Raw genomic sequence first — 17,564 nt, forward strand, 5'->3', positions numbered from 1 at the left:
CGGGTTCCCCGGGGGAACCGGCTCCGGGTAACCCGCCTGGCGCCAGTACCGTCCCGGCTCACCGACCGTGACGGAGGTCGGCGAGCACTACGGGCCGATACGGGTGGCGTCCTCCGAGAAACTCCACTCCTGGAAGCGGTACTTCGCGACGCAGGAGGCCTGGTGGGGCTGCCGGGTCCGGCGAGGACGAATCCGCCGTTGCCCAACCGCCCACACGGTACGAGGTTCGATGCCGGCGTGTGCGACGGGCTTGTCGGCGGCGGGGTTACCTGGTGTGGCCGTCGGAGCGTCGGCGGTGGAGTGTGAACTCCTCGAAGACCGACAGTTCGCCGTGCGGCTTGTTCACGTTGTAGTAGGTCACGTGCATGCGGGTGGTGTCACCGGCGTGCCGACCTGGGTCGACGGTGAAGGCTGCGAAGCCATAGGGGTGCTCGGTGTCCCGGACACCGGTCCAGATCGCCTCCTCCTTGGTGTACGTGGAGGTGCGCTTCCCGTTGGAGCCGGGGGTCGCCGACACGGCGGTGATCACCTTGGCGGTGCCGTCCTTGAAGAAGTTCTGGTTCGTGGTTCCGGAGACGCCCCCGCCGCCGAGGATCATGTGCACGGTGCCCAGACCGGTGTCGATGGAGTCGGTGGCCTGGGAGGCCGGGTTGGGGGTCAGCGTTTCGCTGCCGGTGACGACTCCACGGACCGCGAGCGAGCGCTCGTAGTTGTGCTCGTGGCCGCACAGCACCAGGTCCACGCCGTACCTGTCGAACAGCGGGCCGTACTTCTGGCGCAGTCCCAGGTCGGCGCCGTTCGCGTCCGAGGAGCTGATCATGACCTGGTGCATGGCGACGACCACCCAGTCGATGTCGCGGGAGGACCGCGCCGCCTTCAGTTCCTTTTCCAGGAAGGCGAGTTGGCGTCCGCCGGAGTAGCCGCTGATGTAGACGTCGCCGCCGTCCTGCAGGCAGTTGTCGTCGTTCTGCAGCACGATCACCCGGACGGAACCGGCCGTGAAGGCGTACCACAGGCCCGCGAGTTCGGCGTCCGTCTCGGTGGAGGGGAGGTCGAAGTAGGTCTGGTAGGCGCCGAGTCCGATCGGGCCGTTGGCCTTCTCGATCTCGTGGTTGCCGGCCGCCGGCATCCAGGGACGGAAGCGCGCGGAACGGGTGTTGTTGGTAAAGAAGTTGTTCCAGGTACGCACCCGGTCGACGTCCAGGTTGGCGTAGCACAGGTCGCCGTTGAGCAGATGGAAGAGCGGGGCGACCTGCTCGATGCCGGTGACGATGTCCTTCGTCGCGGGGGTGGAGTTCGCGTCGAGTGCCACCTTGCCGTCGGCCGCCCAGGTCACCTGCGGAGCCGACTGGTCTCCGAAGCTGGTGAAGGTGAGCGGCTTCCGTCCGCGCGGCGCCGTGCGGAACGTACCGCTGTCCGGAGTCGCCCCCTCATGGGTGGCGAGGTAGATGTAGTCGGTGCCCGGGGCGAGCCGGTTCAGCGCGGCGTGGTGGACGTAGACGGTACGGCTGGAGGTGCCGTCCACGTAGGTGACGGTGCGGGCCTCGGCACTGGAGCCGAAGCCGTGCTCCAGGGTGCCGTAGCGCACGACAGGTCTGGTCACCGGTCTGTCGGTGATCCACGACACCGTCATCTGGGTGCGCGGGTCCGCCCCGAAGGTCAGGTGCAGTCCTTGGACCGGGGGCGCACCGGACGAGTCGGCGGTGAGGTGAAGGGCCGGGGCGGCGAGCGAAGCGGCCTCCGCCGTACCTGCTCCCAACAATGGGGTGACGGCCGCGCCGGCTCCCGCCGTACCGAGGAGGCCCAGCGCGTGGCGACGGCTGACCCCCTCGGAAGACTTCGTCGAGCCGTCCGATGTCCCTGCGTGTGTGGTCATGGTGCCCTCTCTGGCGAGCAGTTGAGCTGACAACGACCGCACCCTGGCGCGCCCTGACGGCCCCTGAGTGAACGGTGCGTTGCCAGAGGGTCATCGCGCCGCGAGTGGCGGGCCACGGAGGCGATTCTTGCCCCTGCCTTTACCTGTGGCGGCCCCGGCGTTGACACGACCGCTCCGCGCCCCGCTGCGAAGAAGGACGACCCGCAGTACACGGAACCCTGAGCCGACTGTCGAAGCCGTCTGCCTTGTTGAGCACGACTCGCAAGCTCTGGCAGGTTTCGCCGACCCCTCGCCCTTTCCGGATCAGATCCTCAATGGTTGGCCGCCGCGGCCCCGCTGTCGGCGCAGCCGTCTCCGCCGAGGAACTCTCGGGCGCCGCGGAGCCTGGTCCGCAACCGCTCCTGCGTTGCGCGGCTGTCGAGGCGTACGTCGAGGGCTCCGGGCAGGCAGGAGTCGGCTCGTCGCCCGGCGGGCGGGCGCACGCCGCCAGGTCCTTCGCGCCGGGCGATGAGCGCACCGAGGTCGTGACGGCTCAGGGCGTCCGGCCCGGCGAGGTGGAACATCCCGGCCACGTCGGACAGCACGACCTCCCACAGGGCTGCGGCCAGATCTTCGACATGTACCGGGCAGCGGATGTCGTCGGTGAACAAGACCCCATTGCTGCGCCAACTGGGCATGGGCCTCCAGGCGCCGGCAGACGCTGCTGTTGATGATCCGGGGCCGCTCCGCGAGCGTCATGACGGTACGGCCATCGTGACGCCGATACCGGCGGTGAACCCGGGTGGCAGGATGCTCGCACTGGGGACACCTGGCCGGCGGAACGCTCCTGCGGTCAACCGCCAGGTGCCCTCGGCGTGGCTCATCCTTGGTTCATGACGGCCGCCCGCCGAACTCCCAGTCATGGACCTCGATGTCGGCATATGCCTCCGGGGTCAGGACGGCGCGTGCCATGTCCGGGTTCGGGGCCCGGAGCAGCACCGCCGTACCCAGCCAGGTGGCGCCGTCGTCGGACAGCAGCGGCCCGTATGCGATCAGCCCGTCACGGTCGGACGGCACGACGAGGTCGACGGCCTGCCCCGCGCCGAGGCCCAGCACCAGGTACCGGTTTCCACCGGTCCGACCACCGGGGAAATCCCACATCGTGCGCCCCAGCATGTTGCGCCACCTGCGCAGCAGCACGTCCCGGTACGCGCCGACCTGATAGTTGGGCTCGTCGAAGGCGAACGCGCGGGCAGCAGCGGGATCCGGCAAGTCGATGATGTGCACGCTGCCGCTGGGCGTTTCGCCGTCGCTGGTGAAGGTCGGGCCGCGGGCGATCATCTCCTTCGCGTACCGGTCCATGTACGACCAGTGCTCTTCGAGCAGTTCGTTGCGCAACGTGGCCGAGCCGGGCCGATCGCGGTGATAACAGAAGAACTCCATGGTCAGAGACTCTCCCCAACGCACGACAGCATCGCAATGGGATTCGGTGAAGACGACCGCGCACTCCGACGCGCCGACGCTCCGTCAGACGGCATAGCTCTCACGGACGCGCGGTCACAGCGGCTTGCTGTGACCGGAAATATTGGCCCCACTGTCGTGCTGACGCGTGCCAGACTGCCGGCATGACGATCCAAAGGGACGATGCCGCGTAGGCCGCCCAGCGCCGTGCGCACCGGCCGGCATCCCCGCGGCAGGGTTCGAAGGGCCAAGCAGATTCCCGGCTTTGCGCGGAGCTCGCAGGCAGCCGTGGCTCGACTGGAGGCCGAGGCCTTGTGGCCTGGGGCCGTCTTCGATGCGTTTGCCGTAGTTGTCGAGTTCCTGAAGCAACCGGGAAGACTGCTCTATGTCTCCTGGGCGGACTGCCCGTGCTGCGACGTGGTATCGGCGCGTGACACGCTCCAAGCCGCTTTGACCGGGCTGCCACCTCGGGCGCGTGCTGATCTGCGTGTGATCGTCGAAGAGCTGGATGCCCGGTTTCTGCGCCGGACACTGCCGGATCCGTTGTCTCCTGCCGGACCTTGGTGGCATCGGCGGCTTCGCGAGCGGTGACGGAGTACATGTCTCACTCCTCTTCGCTGTGGCGATGGTCGGCTCCCGTGACGGGCCACTCATCCGTCAGAGTCAGTAGCAGGCGATTGAATGCGCCCATGACTGTCTATGAGGTGACCGCCCAACTGCCGGAGATCGCGGTCGTTCAAGAACGAGCGCAAGCAATGGCCATGCTGGATGTGATCATGTGCAGAGAGCCCTCGCTGCGCTACTACTCCTTCGATCCGGTCTGGTCCGAGACGGAGAGTGTGGCGTCGATGGCCGACGGCTCGGGCAACGACTACTCGGTGGTGTTCTCGTCGGCTGGAGCGTTCGCGCGCGGCTTCGACCACGAGTCGGCGATGACGCCTTGGGCTGAGGACCCGCTCCGTCTGTGGCCTGGTCTGGTGGACTCGGTCCCCGAGGTGTTCCGCCCGCTCCTGAGCGAGCCGGCCTTCTGCGAGCATGACGGGACCCTGAGGGCAACCGTGTGCTTCTGGCGCGAGGCCTCGGATGCCGGCTGGAAGAGCGGGGTCATGGACCTTCCAGATGAGAACGACGGAGACGTGGACGGCGCGAGCTGGCTGTTCGACGTCCTAGTGACGGGGACCGCCGAGGCGTATCGGGAGTTCGCCGAGGAGTACTACGAGATGGCGCCAGATCTGAAGGCGATCCAACACGTCCTGGACCATAAGCCGCTGACTCAAGCCGTCGTCGGGCTGCTGAATGGCGAGCGCCGCCTTGACGACCTTCACGCTCACATCGCCCAGATCGGATATCCGGCGTAGAGGCCTTGGCGATCACAACAGGTAGATCTCCAGGCGTAGTGAGACCGACGCCCTTGGCTCTGGCCGGAGTTCCGGATGCCGTTGGTGATCTTCACTCGGTGGGGTGAAGATCACCAACAGCATCCAAAGCCTGAGCCAGAACCCGTTCTCGCGCACACAGCAGCCAACCCAGTCCGGACCTGTTGACTACACGCGACCGCGCATGCTCGGCTTGTAACCAGTCGTATCTGCGCCACCAAACCCGCGAGAGAAAAGGGAGGCGGCTCGGCGTGGTCGAGCACGTAGTTGTCATCGGTGCCGGCCTCTACGGCGCGGCGGTGACTGCCTCGCTGACGCGGAGGGGTGCTCGCGTCACCCTCGTGGACGCCGGTGCGCCGGCGGGCGGCACCTCCGGTGCGACGTTCTCGTGGACCAACTCCTGCGGCAAGAAGCCACGGCCCTACCACGATCTCAGTGTCGCCGGCATGCAAGCCCACCGGCAACTGGCAACCGAAGTACCTCACAGCGACTGGTACCACGAGGGTGGCAACCTGGAGTGGGCCGCCGCCGACCCCGAACTCGAGGAACTGCGCGAGAAGGTCGACGGCGTCCTGAACTACGGATACGAGGCACGTTGGCTCAGCCGGGCGGAGACACTGCGCCTCGAACCGGACATCGACCCTGCCGGACTGCCCGCCGACGGGATCGCCTACTTCCCACGTGAGGGCTGGATCGAACCCACCCGCCTCATTGGCCACCTGCTCTCGAGCGCGGTCTCCCGTGGTGCCGAGCTGGTACGCGACGACCCCGTGACCCGCCTGGAGTCGACCGCCGGTCTGGTGCGCGCCGTCCGGCTCGCATCGGGGCGGCGGCTCTCCGCAGATGCGGTCGTCAACTGTGCGGGGCCGCAGGCTGCCAGGATCGCCGAGCTCGCCGGTCTGGTTCTGCCGATGCGCAACACACGCGGTGTACTCATCTACACCTCGCCGGTCGCGGTCTCGGTGTCGCGCGTCATCCACGCCCCGCACGTCCACCTACGCCCGGACGGCGCCGGACGGCTCCTTCTGCACACCCCCGAGACCGACAGTGCGGCGTACGTGTCCGACGCCGGTGAGGTCAGAGTTGAGCGATCGTCAGTGGCAGGAGTGCTTGAGGCTGGTCGTGCGTTGTATCCAGGGATCCGAGCCGCGACCGTGGAAAGCGTTCGGGTGGGTGAACGGCCCATCCCCGGCGACGGCCTACCGGTCCTGGGCCGGGCGGTCGACCTGCCCAACTTTCATTTCGCCGTCTCACACAGCGGTGCGACGCTGAGCGTGCACGCCGGCGACCTGGTCGCAGCCGAGGTGCTCGGCGAAGACCGGGGCGAAGCCCTGGCCCCCTTCAGGTTCGAACGGCTTTGACCAGTGACTCAGCACCGGAACAGCACAGGCGCCCGCCGACACGTCGTCAACCTCGCCACGCAGCGACCGGAGGCCGAGTCCAAGGAACAGACGGACGCCCAATGCCGCTCCGGCACCGACGGGGAGTAGACAACTGCCCCACCCGGTGGATCCGGCATATCCAACGGACTCGGATGGTGTCTACGGCTCCCCGCCTCTGAGGACTGTCCCGTAAATGATCTCCGGAGCGGTGGCTACCTGCTCGCGGTGGTGGTTACGGGGCACCGCCAGGGCAGGACAGGGGTGGCGATGCTGACGCGTCAGTGCTGGTTGACCGGCCAGATGGCCGCCGGATCGCAACGGGCCGGGCACGCCAGCAGGTAGACCTCGTTGCCCAGGAACAGCGAGTAGGTGTCGGCCCTGACGCTGTAGGGCTGTTCTGGCCGGCCGGGGTGGACAGCGAAGTCCATACCCTCAGGAACCTGGCAGACATACACCAAGTCCGCGCCGCACGCGCACCTGTAGTACTCGGGATACTGCGCCCAGGACGGGGTACCGCCCACCTTGAAAATCTGGGCCCCGATGTCCTCCCCGTCGGGGGCATCCACGAAAGGCCGCAGAGCCAGCGGCAGCGCGCACAAGGACGGTTCGGTTTCCGGGCCCGGCAGCGCCGCGTGGCTCTGAATCAGTACACGCCAGAACGGAGCCGGGTAGGGCGGCTGCCGAGCGTCCCAGTACTTCGGTACGAGCCGGCCATCAGCAAGCTGGGGGTCGGACGCGTCGTTGTGCGCACGGCAGTGAAAGACAAGGAAGTGGTCTCCGCCGAAAGGCTCCAGGTCCCAGGGGATGTCGAACTGGAAGAACAGAGCCATCCGCTCACCACAGAAGCACTCGGGCCAGTCCTGGGCCTGGTCGAGGAAGGGCCAGCCTCCCACCGAGTTCCGCGCCGGGCGGACCAGTGGTTCGGTTCCAACCTCGACCGCGTAAGCAGGCAGCACAGTCCGTATCCTCCTCGCATTGCGTTCGAACGTCCGTTCAGCCTAATAGCTGTCCTGTGACAGCTGTTCGCGGATGAGATGTTCTTGATGGGGCTGTCGCGGTGCGAGGGTGCGGATGCGGTCCGCAAGGGCCGACCGTGGGGCATTCCTCGGGAGGACCGGACACTGCGGGTCGCAGCGTACTGGCGAACAAACCTGACGATGCGCCGGCTCGCACCGCCGACCACGACCATCGCAGACGGCGGTGTCCAGCTACTGGGCTCGTCATGCCCCACCGCCGCCGCAAAGGTGATGAACCGCCCGACTGGAGGCAGGCCCAGCCCAGACTCCGGGGACCTCCTCCAGGTCGTCGGTGCAGAGCGCCGGGACGTGGTCCCCTGCGCCGGGATGTGCCTGTCGATCCACCAGTCCGTTGAACTGCAGGCGCCGCAGCGTCTCGGTGAGGACCTTGGAGCTGATGCCTCCGATCCGCTCCCGCAGTTCGACCGGGCGCTTGGGGCCGTCGCGCAATGCCCAAAGCACCACGGCGTTCCAGGTGTTGGAGAGAAGGTCGAAGGCAAGGCGGGCGCGGCAGTCGGCAAGGAAAGCGTCAGTCGTCACGTACCAAATGGTGCCCCACGGGCCACCTAGCGTCGTCCCGAACGGTCGAAGCGAACCGGGAGAGGGCACGCGTGATGAGAATCGGCGTACTGGGAACGGGCAACATGGCGGACGCACTCGCCACCCACTGGGCGCGGGCCGGGCACGAGGTGACCCTCGGGGGACGGAACGCAGTGGAGGCGGAGCGGCTCGCGACGCGCATCGGGGGCAGCGAGAAGCCTTCAAGTCTGCGTGAGGCGGCCGAGTTCGGTCAGGTGGTGCTGGTCGCGCTGCCCTTTGCCGCAGGAGTGAGCGTGGCACGGGAGCTGCGGGCGGCCCTGGACGGCAAGGTGCTGCTCGACTGTTCCAATCCTGTCGGGCCGGGCTTCCGGCTGCTGACGGAAGGAGGCCCTTCGGCCGCGCGGCAGCTGGCCGCGGCGGCACCGGGAGCCCATGTGGTCAAGGCGTTCAATCTCTGCCACGAGAACGTGTGGCGCATGCGGCCACCCGTCTTCGAGGGGCGGCCACTGGCCGTTCCGGTCTGCGGGGACGACCATGCGGCCCTCGCGCGCGTACGCGAGTTGGTGCGGGACGTGGGCTGCGAGCCCGTAGTCGGCGGCGGTCTCGAACGGGCGGGACTCCTGGAGGCGACCGCCGCGCTGTTCATAGCGCTGTGGGTCGGAGAGGAAGCGGATGTCCAGGCAATCGCACCTCCGCTGGCCTATGCGGCCGGACCGAGTCGTGAGCAAGCAGAAGGCGGTCAGAGGAGTTTCTGCTAGGAGTTCCTGGCGCTGGATTCCTCCTTCGCCGGGTGTATGTCCTGGTGCACGATGTCCGCGTACTCCCGCCACCGGCGGCGCGGTGGTCAGCCTCTACGAGCGCGGCATCGCGGCCGGCGGCGCGACGCTCAAGGCCAGCGCCATGGCCGCGCCGTGTCCGTGGGCTGGGCGGTCAGTGTGTCTGCGCCTCCTGTGAGGGTGAGGGCTGCCAGGCGTGGGCGGGGACGACCAGTGGGCCGCCGGTGACGGGGTCGGGGACGACGACGGAGGAGAGCCCGAAGACGTCCTGGACCAGATCGGCGGTGACGACCTCGTCCGGCGGCCCCTGGGCGACGATGCGACCGGCCTTCATGGCGACGAGGTGGTCGGCGTAGCGGGCGGCCTGGTTGAGGTCGTGGAGAACGGCGACGACGGTGCGGCCGCGCTCGTGGTTCAGCCGGCGGACGAGGTTCAGGACCTCCACCTGGTGTGCGATGTCCAGGTACGTGGTCGGCTCGTCGAGCAACAGCAGGTCCGTGTCCTGGGCCAGGGCCATGGCGATCCACACCCGCTGCCGCTGACCGCCGGAGAGCTCGTCCACCGGCCGGTCGGAGAGGTCGGCGGTGTCGGTGTGTTCCAGCGCGTCGGTGACGGCCCGCTCGTCGGTCTCCGACCACTGCTGCCACCACTTCTGGTGCGGCTGGCGGCCGCGGGCGACGAGGTCGGCGACGGTGATGCCGTCCGGTGGGGTCGGGGACTGCGGCAGGACGCCGATGGTCCGCGCGATCTGTCGGCCGGGGACTCGGGCGAGTTCGGCGCCGTCCAGCAGTACGGTGCCCCCGCGCGGTTTGAGGAGGCGGCCCAGCGCCCGCAGGACGGTGGACTTGCCGCAGGCGTTGGGGCCGACGACGATCGTGACCTTGCCGTCGGGTATCTCCAGGTCCAGGCCCTCGACGACGGTGCGGTCCTCGTACGCCAGGGTCAGGTCGTGCGCCGAGAGGCGGCTGGTGGGCGGACGGCTCATGCGGAGATACCTCCGGAACGGCTGCGAGTGCGGACGATGAGCCACATCAGGTACGGGGCGCCCACCGCGGCCGTGAGGACGCCGACGGGCAGCTCGATCGGGGAGAACATACGGCGGGCCAGCAGGTCGGCCACCACGACGACCAGCGCGCCGGTCAACGCCGAGGACAGCAGCGGAACCTGAGCCGTGCGCGTGAGGCGGCGCGCGATCTGCGGGGCGAGCAGCGCGACGAAGTCGACCGGGCCCGCGGCGCCGGTCGCCACCGACGCCAGGACGACACCGAGCGCGGTCAGGCCGAGCCGTACCCGGTCCAGGCGCACACCGAGGGCGGTCGCGGTGTCGTCGTCGAAAGACGCGCCGCGCTGGACCCACGCCGCCCACAGGGTCGCCGGGACGCCGACCAGCAGTACGAGCGCGAGGGGGCCCGCCTCCTCGTAGCCACGGCTGTTGAGGGAACCGGTCAGCCAGACCTTGGCCTGCTGGGCCACCAGGTAGTCGCCCTTGGTGAGGAACAGCTGTGTCAGCGAGCCGAGCGCGACCGACACACCTATGCCGACCAGCACGAAGCGCGAGGAGTTCAGCCCGCGCCGCCACGCGAAGACGTACACCAGCAGGGCCGCCCCGACCCCGCCGGCTACGGAGACGTACGGCAGCGCGTCGTCGGCGACGGCGTTGAAGCTCAGCGCGGCGACCGTGGCCGCGCCCGCGCCGTGGGTGACGCCGATGACGTCGGGGCTGGCCAGCGGATTGCGCGCGACGGTCTGTACCAGCGCGCCCGCGACGCCGAACGCTGCCCCCGCGAGGAGCCCGACGACCAGGCGCGGCAGGCGCAGTGTGCCCACCACCAGCTCGTCGGGACTCGGACGCCCGAACAGTACGCGGACGACCTGCGTCGGCGGGACGAAGGACTCGCCGACGCACAGGTAGGCCACCACCGCGCACGCGAGCAACACCGCGAGCGCGGCCGCGACGACGACCGCCCTGCGGTGCACGAGGAAACTGGCGTGTCCCCCGCGCAGGACGACGTGCCCGGCGGGGCGCACGGCGGGCCGGGCGGCGATGGTCTCGGTACGGCTCACGCGGCTCGTAGGACTCGTACGGCTCGTACGGCTCGTACGGCTCATGCGGCCACCGCCGCCCTGCGCCGGACGAGCGCGATCAGGAACGGCACGCCGATCAGGGCGGTCATGACGGCCACCGGCACCTCCGAGGGCGGGAAGACGATGCGGCCGAGCACGTCCGAGCCCAGTATCATCACCGGGCCCAGCAGTGCGGCCAGCGGCAGCACCCACCGGTGCGCGGTGCCCACCAGGGCGCGGGCGATGTGCGGTACGGCGAGGCCGGTGAACGCGATCGGGCCGACCGCGGCCACCGCCGCTCCCGTGAGCACGGTCGCGCCCAGCGCACCGAGCGCGCGCAGCAGTCCGACGTTGTGCCCGAGAGCCTTGGCGGCGTCGTCGCCGAGCGCGAGCGCGTCAAGTCCGCGGGCCACCGCCGCGACGAGCACCAGTCCGGCCAGCAGGAACGGCCAGATCTGGCCGATGACCTCGCTGTCGCGCCCGCTGATCGAACCGACCTGCCAGAAGCGGAACTCGTCGAGGGCGCGGGCGTCGGTCGTGGCGATCCCCGACACGAGTGAGGCGAGGAAGGCGTTCATCGCGGCGCCCGCGAGGGCGAGCTTGACCGGCGACGCCCCGCCCCGCCCGCCGCTGGCGACGGCGTACACGCCCACGGCTGCCAGAGCCGCGCCCGCGAACGCGAACCACACGTAGCCGTCGAGCGTGTGCACGCCGCAGAACGCGATCGCGCACACGACGCCCACGGAGGCGCCCTGGCTGACACCGAGGATGCCTGGTTCCGCGATGGGGTTGCGGGTGACGCCCTGCATCACCGTCCCGGCGAGCGCGAGCGCGGCGCCCGCCAGCACGCCGATGACCGTGCGCGGTACCCGCAACGACCGCACCACCTGGGCGTCGTCGCTGCCGCCGCCGTGCAGCAGGGCCTGGATCACCTCTCCGGGCGCGATCTGGCGGCTGCCCACGGCGAGGCTCAGCAGGACGGCGATCAGCAGCATCGCCGTGCCTGCCAGCAGCCAGCCGGCCCGGCGGGTGGGGGTGGGTGGCGACATGCGCCGCGCTCACTCTCTCTTGTCAGGCCGTCAGGTACTTCTGGAGGTCGTCGAGGACCGCGTTGGCGGCCGTGACGCCAAGCCCCAGGTACCAGGTCTCGTCCGGCACGTCGTAGGCGTGGCCGTCCTTGACCGCCTTGAGGTTCTTCCACAGGGGGTTGCCCTGGGCCTTGCTCTTGTCCGTGGCCTTCGGGTCGCCGTAGACGCCCGTGAAGATCCAGTCGGCGTCGGCCTGGTCGATGTTCTCGGCGCTGACCTCGGCGGCCAGGTCCGCGATGTCCTGGTTCTTGGGGCGCGGGATGCCGACGTCCTTGAGGATCGTGCCGATGAAGGAGTCGTTGCCGTAGAGCCGGATGACGCCGTCGGGCAGGTAACGGACCATCGACACGGTCGGCTTGTGAGAACCGAGCTCGGCGCCGAGGGCCTTCGCCCGCTTCTCGTACGCGGCGAGGTTCGCCTTGGCCTGCGCGGTCTTGTCCAGCGCGGCCGCGTTGAGGAGGTAGTTCTCCTTCCACGTGAAGCCGGGGCGGATCGAGAAGACGGTCGGCGCGATCTTCGACAGCTCGTCGTACGAGTCCGCGGCGCGCAACTGGCTGCCCAGGATCAGGTCCGGCTTGAGGGCCGCGATCGCCTCCAGGTTGAGGCTGTTGATGGTGCCGATGTTCTTCGGCGTGCCGGCGTCCTTCTTCAGGTACGACGGCAGCTCCGGCGAGCCCTCGGTCGGGGCCAGGCCGACCGGCTTCACGCCGAGGGAGACAACGTTATCGAGCTCGCCGACGTCCAGCACCACCACGCGCTTGGGCTGCGCCTTGATCTCGGTGCTGCCCATCGCGTGCTTGATCGTGCGCGGCCACTGGCCGGCCTTGGCGTCCGTGCCGAGCGCGGCCGTCTTCTCCGCCGCGTCCGCGAAGTCCTTGCCGCCCTTCGCCACCGACTTCGAGTCCTTCGCTCCCGACCCGGCCTCGGCGGAGGCGCTGCCTTCCTTACCGTTCCCGGAGGAATCGCTGCCGCACGCCGCGAGCGACAGTGCGGCGGCGACGGCGAGAGCGACTGCGGCTGTGCCGCGGCGCCGAAGAGACATGTGACGGGCTCCTAGCTGTGGTTCACCTGTGGAGTATTAGGCGAGCCTTACCTTATGTGGAACCTATGTGCAGGATGCAAGCGGGGTCCCGGGATCCGCGCCCGGCCCTCCGGGTCCGGCAGGTATGCGTGCTGGTGGAGCGTCCGGGAGGAGACGACAGATGGACACCTCGAGCGCTGCGACCGCTTCGCCGAGGACGAGGATCTGCGGATCGACAGCGAGCGCCCGCGCGATGGCGAGGCGCTGCCGCCGGCCGCCCGACGGCTCGTAAGGCCTCGCGTCCACCTCGCGGGCACCCAGTCCGGCCTGGTCGAGCAGCGACTCGATATGCCGGTCCCTCGAGACGGGACCGTGCGGGCGGAGAGCGATGCGCAGGCGCTGACGGGACGTCAGTCGGGGGCCCAGCGAGACGTACGGGGCATGGAACGCCATCTGGATCTCGCGCACCCGGGCCGGCCGGTCACGGCGTGCGCGTCGGCCCCGGCTGGCGACCCTCATCCGCTTCGTGTGGTCAGTGCGGGTCGGTGTGGAATGCGTGGGGCCACAGCCAGTGGGAGGCGAGGACGGCGGTAAGGCTGCCGGTGGTGACGAGGGCGGCGCGTACGCCGGCGGTGTACCAGGGGGTGGGGGTGTTGAAGTCGGCGAGCAGGAGGAGCAGGGGGGAGAAGGCGATGCACCAGTAGAGGTAGTTGGCGGGGCGCAGACCGTAGGCGAGGGTGCCCAGGACCGCCGCCGTCGCCGCGATGGCCCAGGGGCCGGGGTGGGCGGCGAGGACAAGGGCGACGCCGGTGCAGCCGACGCTGGTGCCGACGGCGCGCTGGCGTGCCTTGACGAGGGTGGTGTGGGGGGTGGGTGTGAGGGCGAGGAGGACACCGGTGACCAGCCAGTGGCCGTCCCCGGCCAGCTGGTGCGGAGCGGTGATCAGCGTCATGGCGGCGCCGGTCAAGGCGGCGAGCCGGGCGGCGTGGGCCAGAGGGCGGGCGGCCGGGGGCGCGGGAGGAACGGTGGGTACGGGTGGAGGGGGTGCCGGCGGCTGGGGTCCGGGTGGCCTGGGTGGGGTGCGGCCCCAGCGGGGCAGAGCCATGATGCCGCCCCAGAGGCAGCCGGCGAGCTGCGGCAGGCCCGGGACGCCGAACGCCTCGGCCGGGCCGGTGATTCCGACCAGCAGGAAGGCGAGCGGAGCGGTGACACTGACCCGCGGCGCGAGCGCCCCTACGGCGGCGGTGAGAGCGACCGCCGGGACGAGAGCCCAGTCGTTGCCGTGGATGAGACAGGCGTACACGCCCGCCAGCGTGATCCACAGGGTCCGGGTGGCCAGCCGTCGGGCTCGTTCGCCCGGCCCGGCCTGCGCGGGCAGCGGCATGACCACCAGGACAACGGGCAGTACCAGCGCGGCACCCGCCTCGGGGTGGCCGAGGGCGGTGCCGATCAGCAGCGGCAGTGCCAGCGCGAGACCGGCCGCGACACCGGCACCCCAGTCCGCGGGGCCCTGCGGGCGCCACCGGACGCCCAGCCACACCCTCCACCACACACCCCATCGCACCGCGGCGGGCGACCAGATGGCATCGCCACGCTGCCGTCGTACGACGCCGAACTGCGGCAGGACACCCGGCACACGCATACGGTCTCCAGACCATGACCAGACACGACCAATGGTGTTCAGCGTGATCTGCCGACCGGACCGAAGGTGCTCATTACGTCAGGTGCGGCATGTCCCGCACACCTGGGTGTCGTCGTGCCGACCGGTACTGACGTCCAGGGCGACCCGTCCATCGCCGTGGCCGTCGTCGAAACACAAGGCCGAGCGCGGGTGAGGGGTTCACAGCGGGTCCGGACCGGGTTCCGGCTCGGTTCAACGTGACCTGCCTCGACAGATTCGATGCCGTCGTCACCGCCGAAACACTACTGTCGGCCGTGGTGGGCGGCGGAGATCCGACTTCTGATGTGTGAGGCGCGCGAGGCAGGGGCCGGACTCGCGGATGTCAGGATCCGGGGCTCGGCAAAGTCCCACCGGGCACAGATGCAGCGGCAGGTCGGCCCAAGGCCTTGGTCTTTGCCCCGGGCTACTGTCATCGCGGGCAGTGCGCGCAGGGCGCTCCATGCCACCGCTGTGCACAGCGCGGCGAGCGGCAGTTCGAGGCAAGCGGCCATCAGCACCGCTGTGCGTTCCGCTCCGGGTCCGGCGGTCAGCACGTCGAACCAGGCGTCGGCCGCCAGCAGCACCGCGGTGGCCGGGGCCACGGCGACCCGCCGTCGGTCGCTTCGGGCCAGCAACAGGCCGGTGCCGACCAGTCCCATGGCCTCTGCTGCGTCCAGGCCGATCCACACCACTGGGTGCGTACCGGCCCCCCACGCCAATACGAACATCCAGGGGACCAGCGCCACTCCGGCGGCGGTGAGCACACGGGCGGACCAGCTCCAGCGAGTTGTCGTCGTCATGGGGGCAAGCCTTGTCGGCATGGGCCCAGGGGTCAGTAGCGTGGCTTTCCGACCTGAAGGTGGTGCTGGGTACACCCCGAGGCGGTAAACACCTGCATGGTCCTTCGGCCTGCCCGCGATCTACGGTGTGCGCATGGTCTCTCTCACCGCGCTGCGCGGTCCGCTCGCGGGCGTGGGCCGCGAGACGGTCTTCAACGCCACCGGCGTACTGCTGCAGCTCATTCCGCTGCTGCTGCTCGCGGAACCCTGGCTGTTCTTCCCCGACCTGGCAGCTGTGCCGGAGATCCAACTGGCCGTCTGCGCTCCGTTGCTGGTCGTGATCTACGCCGTCGGTGCGCTGACCGCCGTCCAGCGCCGCAGGTTCGCCTCCCTGGCGAGTGTCGACATACCACTGCGCCCCGTCGCGCAGCGCAGGCCCACACTCCGGGGAGCGGTGAAGTGGCTCCGCTCCGGGGCGACTTGGCGGCAGGTCACCTATCACCTGCTGGTGGGGCCGCTCGTGGCCTGCGGGACGGCCGCCACCGCCGTGCTGTGGAGCTGGGGTGCCGCGGCGGGAACCGCCCTGGTGTGGATCTGGAGTGTTCCCCCTGAGCAGCGGCCGAAGTTCCTGCGGTACACGACGGAGGCCCTGTACATCAACGCGTCCGGTATCGCGGCCCTGCTGCTCGCCCTGTGGCTCACCCGTGTCCTTGTCCGGCTCGACACCCGCGCTGCCCTGGCCCTGCTGAGCCCCAGCCGGACCGAGCGGCTGACGCGCCGCGTCGAGGATCTCACCGAGAGCCGGGCCGGGGCAGTGGACGCGGCCGATGCCGAACGCAGGCGCATCGAGCGGGATCTGCACGACGGGGCGCAGCAGCGTCTGGTCTCCCTCGCCGTGAACCTCGGTATCGCCCGGGCGACGCTCACCGACCTTCCCGACGACGCCAGGCAGGTCATCGATCAGGCCCATCGGGAGGCGAAGGAGGCGATAGACGAGCTGAACAACCTGGTACGCGGACTGCATCCGGCCGTCCTGGACGACCGGGGACTGGATGCCGCCCTGTCCGGCATCGCCGCCCGCGGCCCGCTGCCGGTGCGGCTGCGCGTCGACGTACCCCGGCGGACCGCCCCAACCGTCGAGGCGGTCGCCTACTTCACCGTCTCCGAGGCACTGGCCAACATCGCCAAGCACGCCCCCGACGCCTCCGGGGCGGACATCACGGTTGAACTTCATGGCGGTACGCTCCGGGTTACCGTCGCCGACGACGGTCCTGGCGGCGCTGACCCCGCCCACGGCTCCGGTCTGGCCGGACTGGCCCGCCGGGCGGCTTCCGTGGACGGCACGTTCTCGATCAGCAGCCCTGCAGGAGGCCCGACCGTCATCACCGTGGAGCTGCCGTGCGTCGTCTCGCCGTGATCGCCGAGGACTCTGTCCTGCTGCGGATCGGACTGGTCAAAGTGGTGGAGATGGCGGGCTACGAGGTCGCGGCCGAAGCCGGTGACGCCGAGGCGCTGCTCGCCGCCGTCGCCGAACACCGCCCCGCCATCGCCGTCGTGGATGTCCGCATGCCGCCCGCTCAGTCCGACGAGGGAGTGCGGGCGGCGCTGGTGATCCGCCACGAGTGGCCGGCGACAGCGGTGCTGCTGCTCTCCCAGTACGTCGAGGAGCGTTACGCCGCCGACCTGCTGACGTCGAACACCGGCGGCGTCGGCTATCTGCTCAAGCAACGCGTCGCCGACGTCGAGGATTTCATCGACGCCCTCCGCCGTGTCGCGGCGGGCGGCACCGTCCTGGACCCGGAGGTCGTGGCCCAACTGCTGCTGCGCCGCGCCAGCGACCCGCTGGACCGACTGACCGCCCGTGAACGCGAGGTGCTGGCCCTGATGGCCGAGGGGCGTTCCAACTCCGGTATCGCGCAGCAACTGGTCGTCAGCGACAGCGCCGTGGCCAAGCACATCAACGGCATCTTCACCAAGCTCGACCTGCCGTCGGTCGACGGCGACCACCGCCGGGTGCTGGCGGTACTGCGGTTCCTGAGTGCCGGGTGAGCCTGGTCAGGTGGTCAAGGCCCCTACGCGGCCTACCGCAGGGATCACCACACGTCCGGCGATCCGAGGTCGCCGGTCGGCGACGTCGCACCATCGGATAGGCCACCGCCTTCGCCCCGTAGTCGTCCAGGAGCCGGTCGAAGATCCGCTGGAGCGTGTGGCGCTGTTGGAGAATCTGTCGCGTACTGCTCTTAGGGCGCCGTGCAGGGCGTAGGCGGCGCGACCGCCGCCGAACGCGCGGCCGTCCGGACGAAATGCACGATGTCGGCGTCAGACACTGGGATCAGACATCACTGCGCTGCCCGAACGGCCAGGAGCGCCCGTTCATAGGGTCGAGGTGTGATCGCCACGCGTTCGAGTGCGACGGCCAGCGCGGCGAGGCCGTCGTCGGTGAGGACGGCGTTCCGTCCGCGCAAGTCTTCCTGACACTTGGCCCGTTGGGCGAGTCCCTGCTTTTCGAGGCGGCATTGATCACGACTCCGGACAAGCCCTCGCGC

The 17,564-nt window shown here is 69.7% G+C and carries 17 protein-coding genes and 2 pseudogenes; 6 read left to right on the forward strand and 13 right to left on the reverse strand.

The features are described from left to right. Positions 1–265: 265 nt before the first annotated feature. The 3 genes and pseudogenes from OG568_RS02055 to OG568_RS02065 all read right to left on the reverse strand — a co-directional run bounded on the left by OG568_RS02055 (position 266) and on the right by OG568_RS02065 (position 3,298). Positions 266–1,876: a purple acid phosphatase family protein gene (locus OG568_RS02055; protein WP_266423916.1), complete on the reverse strand. Its 1,611-nt coding sequence runs from the start codon at positions 1,874–1,876 to the stop codon at positions 266–268. Between the two features lie 311 nt (positions 1,877–2,187). Beyond that, positions 2,188–2,532, reverse strand: a pseudogene (locus tag OG568_RS02060) (hypothetical protein); the annotation flags it as partial. A gap of 214 nt (positions 2,533–2,746) precedes the next feature. Continuing rightward, positions 2,747–3,298 (reverse strand): YciI family protein, encoded by a 552-nt coding sequence (locus OG568_RS02065; RefSeq protein ID WP_329530010.1) that lies wholly within the window; start codon positions 3,296–3,298, stop codon positions 2,747–2,749. Positions 3,299–4,020: 722 nt separating this feature from the next. On the opposite strand from OG568_RS02065, the gene OG568_RS02070 reads away from it, so the two are divergent. Together OG568_RS02070 and OG568_RS02075 are read left to right on the forward strand one after the other, a co-directional pair. Beyond that, positions 4,021–4,674, forward strand: coding sequence for a hypothetical protein (locus OG568_RS02070; protein WP_329530011.1), 654 nt, complete (start codon positions 4,021–4,023; stop codon positions 4,672–4,674). A gap of 269 nt (positions 4,675–4,943) precedes the next feature. Next, entirely contained in the window at positions 4,944–6,053 is a 1,110-nt protein-coding gene (locus tag OG568_RS02075) for an NAD(P)/FAD-dependent oxidoreductase (protein ID WP_329530012.1), read from the forward strand. Positions 6,054–6,352: 299 nt separating this feature from the next. Here OG568_RS02075 and OG568_RS02080 read toward each other — a convergent pair whose 3' ends face one another. Then, on the reverse strand, positions 6,353–7,030 hold the full coding sequence (locus tag OG568_RS02080) for a hypothetical protein (protein WP_329530013.1): 678 nt from the start codon (positions 7,028–7,030) through the stop codon (positions 6,353–6,355). Between the two features lie 105 nt (positions 7,031–7,135). On the opposite strand from OG568_RS02080, the pseudogene OG568_RS02085 reads away from it, so the two are divergent. Beyond that, a pseudogene (locus OG568_RS02085) lies at positions 7,136–7,249 on the forward strand (IS5/IS1182 family transposase); the annotation flags it as partial. Between the two features lie 45 nt (positions 7,250–7,294). On the opposite strand, the gene OG568_RS02090 reads toward OG568_RS02085, so the two are convergent. Then, on the reverse strand, positions 7,295–7,630 hold the full coding sequence (locus OG568_RS02090; protein WP_329530014.1) for a winged helix-turn-helix transcriptional regulator: 336 nt from the start codon (positions 7,628–7,630) through the stop codon (positions 7,295–7,297). Positions 7,631–7,704: 74 nt separating this feature from the next. Between OG568_RS02090 and OG568_RS02095 the strand changes: the two genes are divergently transcribed. Continuing rightward, the gene (locus OG568_RS02095) at positions 7,705–8,388 is read left to right on the forward strand and encodes an NADPH-dependent F420 reductase (protein WP_329536236.1); all 684 of its coding nucleotides are present in this window, start codon (positions 7,705–7,707) and stop codon (positions 8,386–8,388) included. A 172-nt stretch (positions 8,389–8,560) separates the two neighbouring features. Here OG568_RS02095 and OG568_RS02100 read toward each other — a convergent pair whose 3' ends face one another. The 7 genes from OG568_RS02100 to OG568_RS02130 form a co-directional block, all read right to left on the reverse strand. After that, the gene (locus OG568_RS02100) at positions 8,561–9,391 is read right to left on the reverse strand and encodes an ABC transporter ATP-binding protein (RefSeq protein WP_329530015.1); all 831 of its coding nucleotides are present in this window, start codon (positions 9,389–9,391) and stop codon (positions 8,561–8,563) included. Continuing rightward, the gene (locus OG568_RS02105; RefSeq protein WP_443077518.1) at positions 9,388–10,515 is read right to left on the reverse strand and encodes a FecCD family ABC transporter permease; all 1,128 of its coding nucleotides are present in this window, start codon (positions 10,513–10,515) and stop codon (positions 9,388–9,390) included. The genes OG568_RS02100 and OG568_RS02105 overlap by 4 nt, the downstream gene beginning before the upstream one ends. Further along, positions 10,512–11,519, reverse strand: coding sequence for a FecCD family ABC transporter permease (locus tag OG568_RS02110; RefSeq protein ID WP_329530017.1), 1,008 nt, complete (start codon positions 11,517–11,519; stop codon positions 10,512–10,514). The genes OG568_RS02105 and OG568_RS02110 overlap by 4 nt, the downstream gene beginning before the upstream one ends. A gap of 22 nt (positions 11,520–11,541) precedes the next feature. Beyond that, positions 11,542–12,600, reverse strand: coding sequence for an ABC transporter substrate-binding protein (locus tag OG568_RS02115; protein WP_329530018.1), 1,059 nt, complete (start codon positions 12,598–12,600; stop codon positions 11,542–11,544). A gap of 63 nt (positions 12,601–12,663) precedes the next feature. Then, positions 12,664–13,098: an ATP-binding cassette domain-containing protein gene (locus OG568_RS02120; RefSeq protein ID WP_443077519.1), complete on the reverse strand. Its 435-nt coding sequence runs from the start codon at positions 13,096–13,098 to the stop codon at positions 12,664–12,666. Positions 13,099–13,111: 13 nt separating this feature from the next. Then, positions 13,112–14,221 carry an FUSC family protein gene (locus OG568_RS02125; protein ID WP_329530019.1) on the reverse strand — a complete coding sequence of 370 codons (1,110 nt, stop codon included), beginning with the start codon at positions 14,219–14,221 and terminating at the stop codon, positions 13,112–13,114. 281 nt (positions 14,222–14,502) lie between these two features. Next, on the reverse strand, positions 14,503–15,039 hold the full coding sequence (locus tag OG568_RS02130) for a hypothetical protein (RefSeq protein ID WP_329530020.1): 537 nt from the start codon (positions 15,037–15,039) through the stop codon (positions 14,503–14,505). A 133-nt stretch (positions 15,040–15,172) separates the two neighbouring features. Between OG568_RS02130 and OG568_RS02135 the strand changes: the two genes are divergently transcribed. Both OG568_RS02135 and OG568_RS02140 read left to right on the forward strand, forming a co-directional pair. After that, positions 15,173–16,435 carry a sensor histidine kinase gene (locus OG568_RS02135; protein ID WP_329530021.1) on the forward strand — a complete coding sequence of 421 codons (1,263 nt, stop codon included), beginning with the start codon at positions 15,173–15,175 and terminating at the stop codon, positions 16,433–16,435. 50 nt (positions 16,436–16,485) lie between these two features. Further along, positions 16,486–17,067, forward strand: coding sequence for a response regulator transcription factor (locus OG568_RS02140; protein ID WP_329373294.1), 582 nt, complete (start codon positions 16,486–16,488; stop codon positions 17,065–17,067). Positions 17,068–17,357: 290 nt separating this feature from the next. Here OG568_RS02140 and OG568_RS02145 read toward each other — a convergent pair whose 3' ends face one another. After that, entirely contained in the window at positions 17,358–17,483 is a 126-nt protein-coding gene (locus OG568_RS02145) for a hypothetical protein (protein ID WP_329530022.1), read from the reverse strand. Positions 17,484–17,564 lie beyond the last annotated feature (81 nt).

It is taken from the genome of Streptomyces sp. NBC_01450, from assembly GCF_036227505.1.
Lineage (GTDB): Bacteria > Actinomycetota > Actinomycetes > Streptomycetales > Streptomycetaceae > Streptomyces.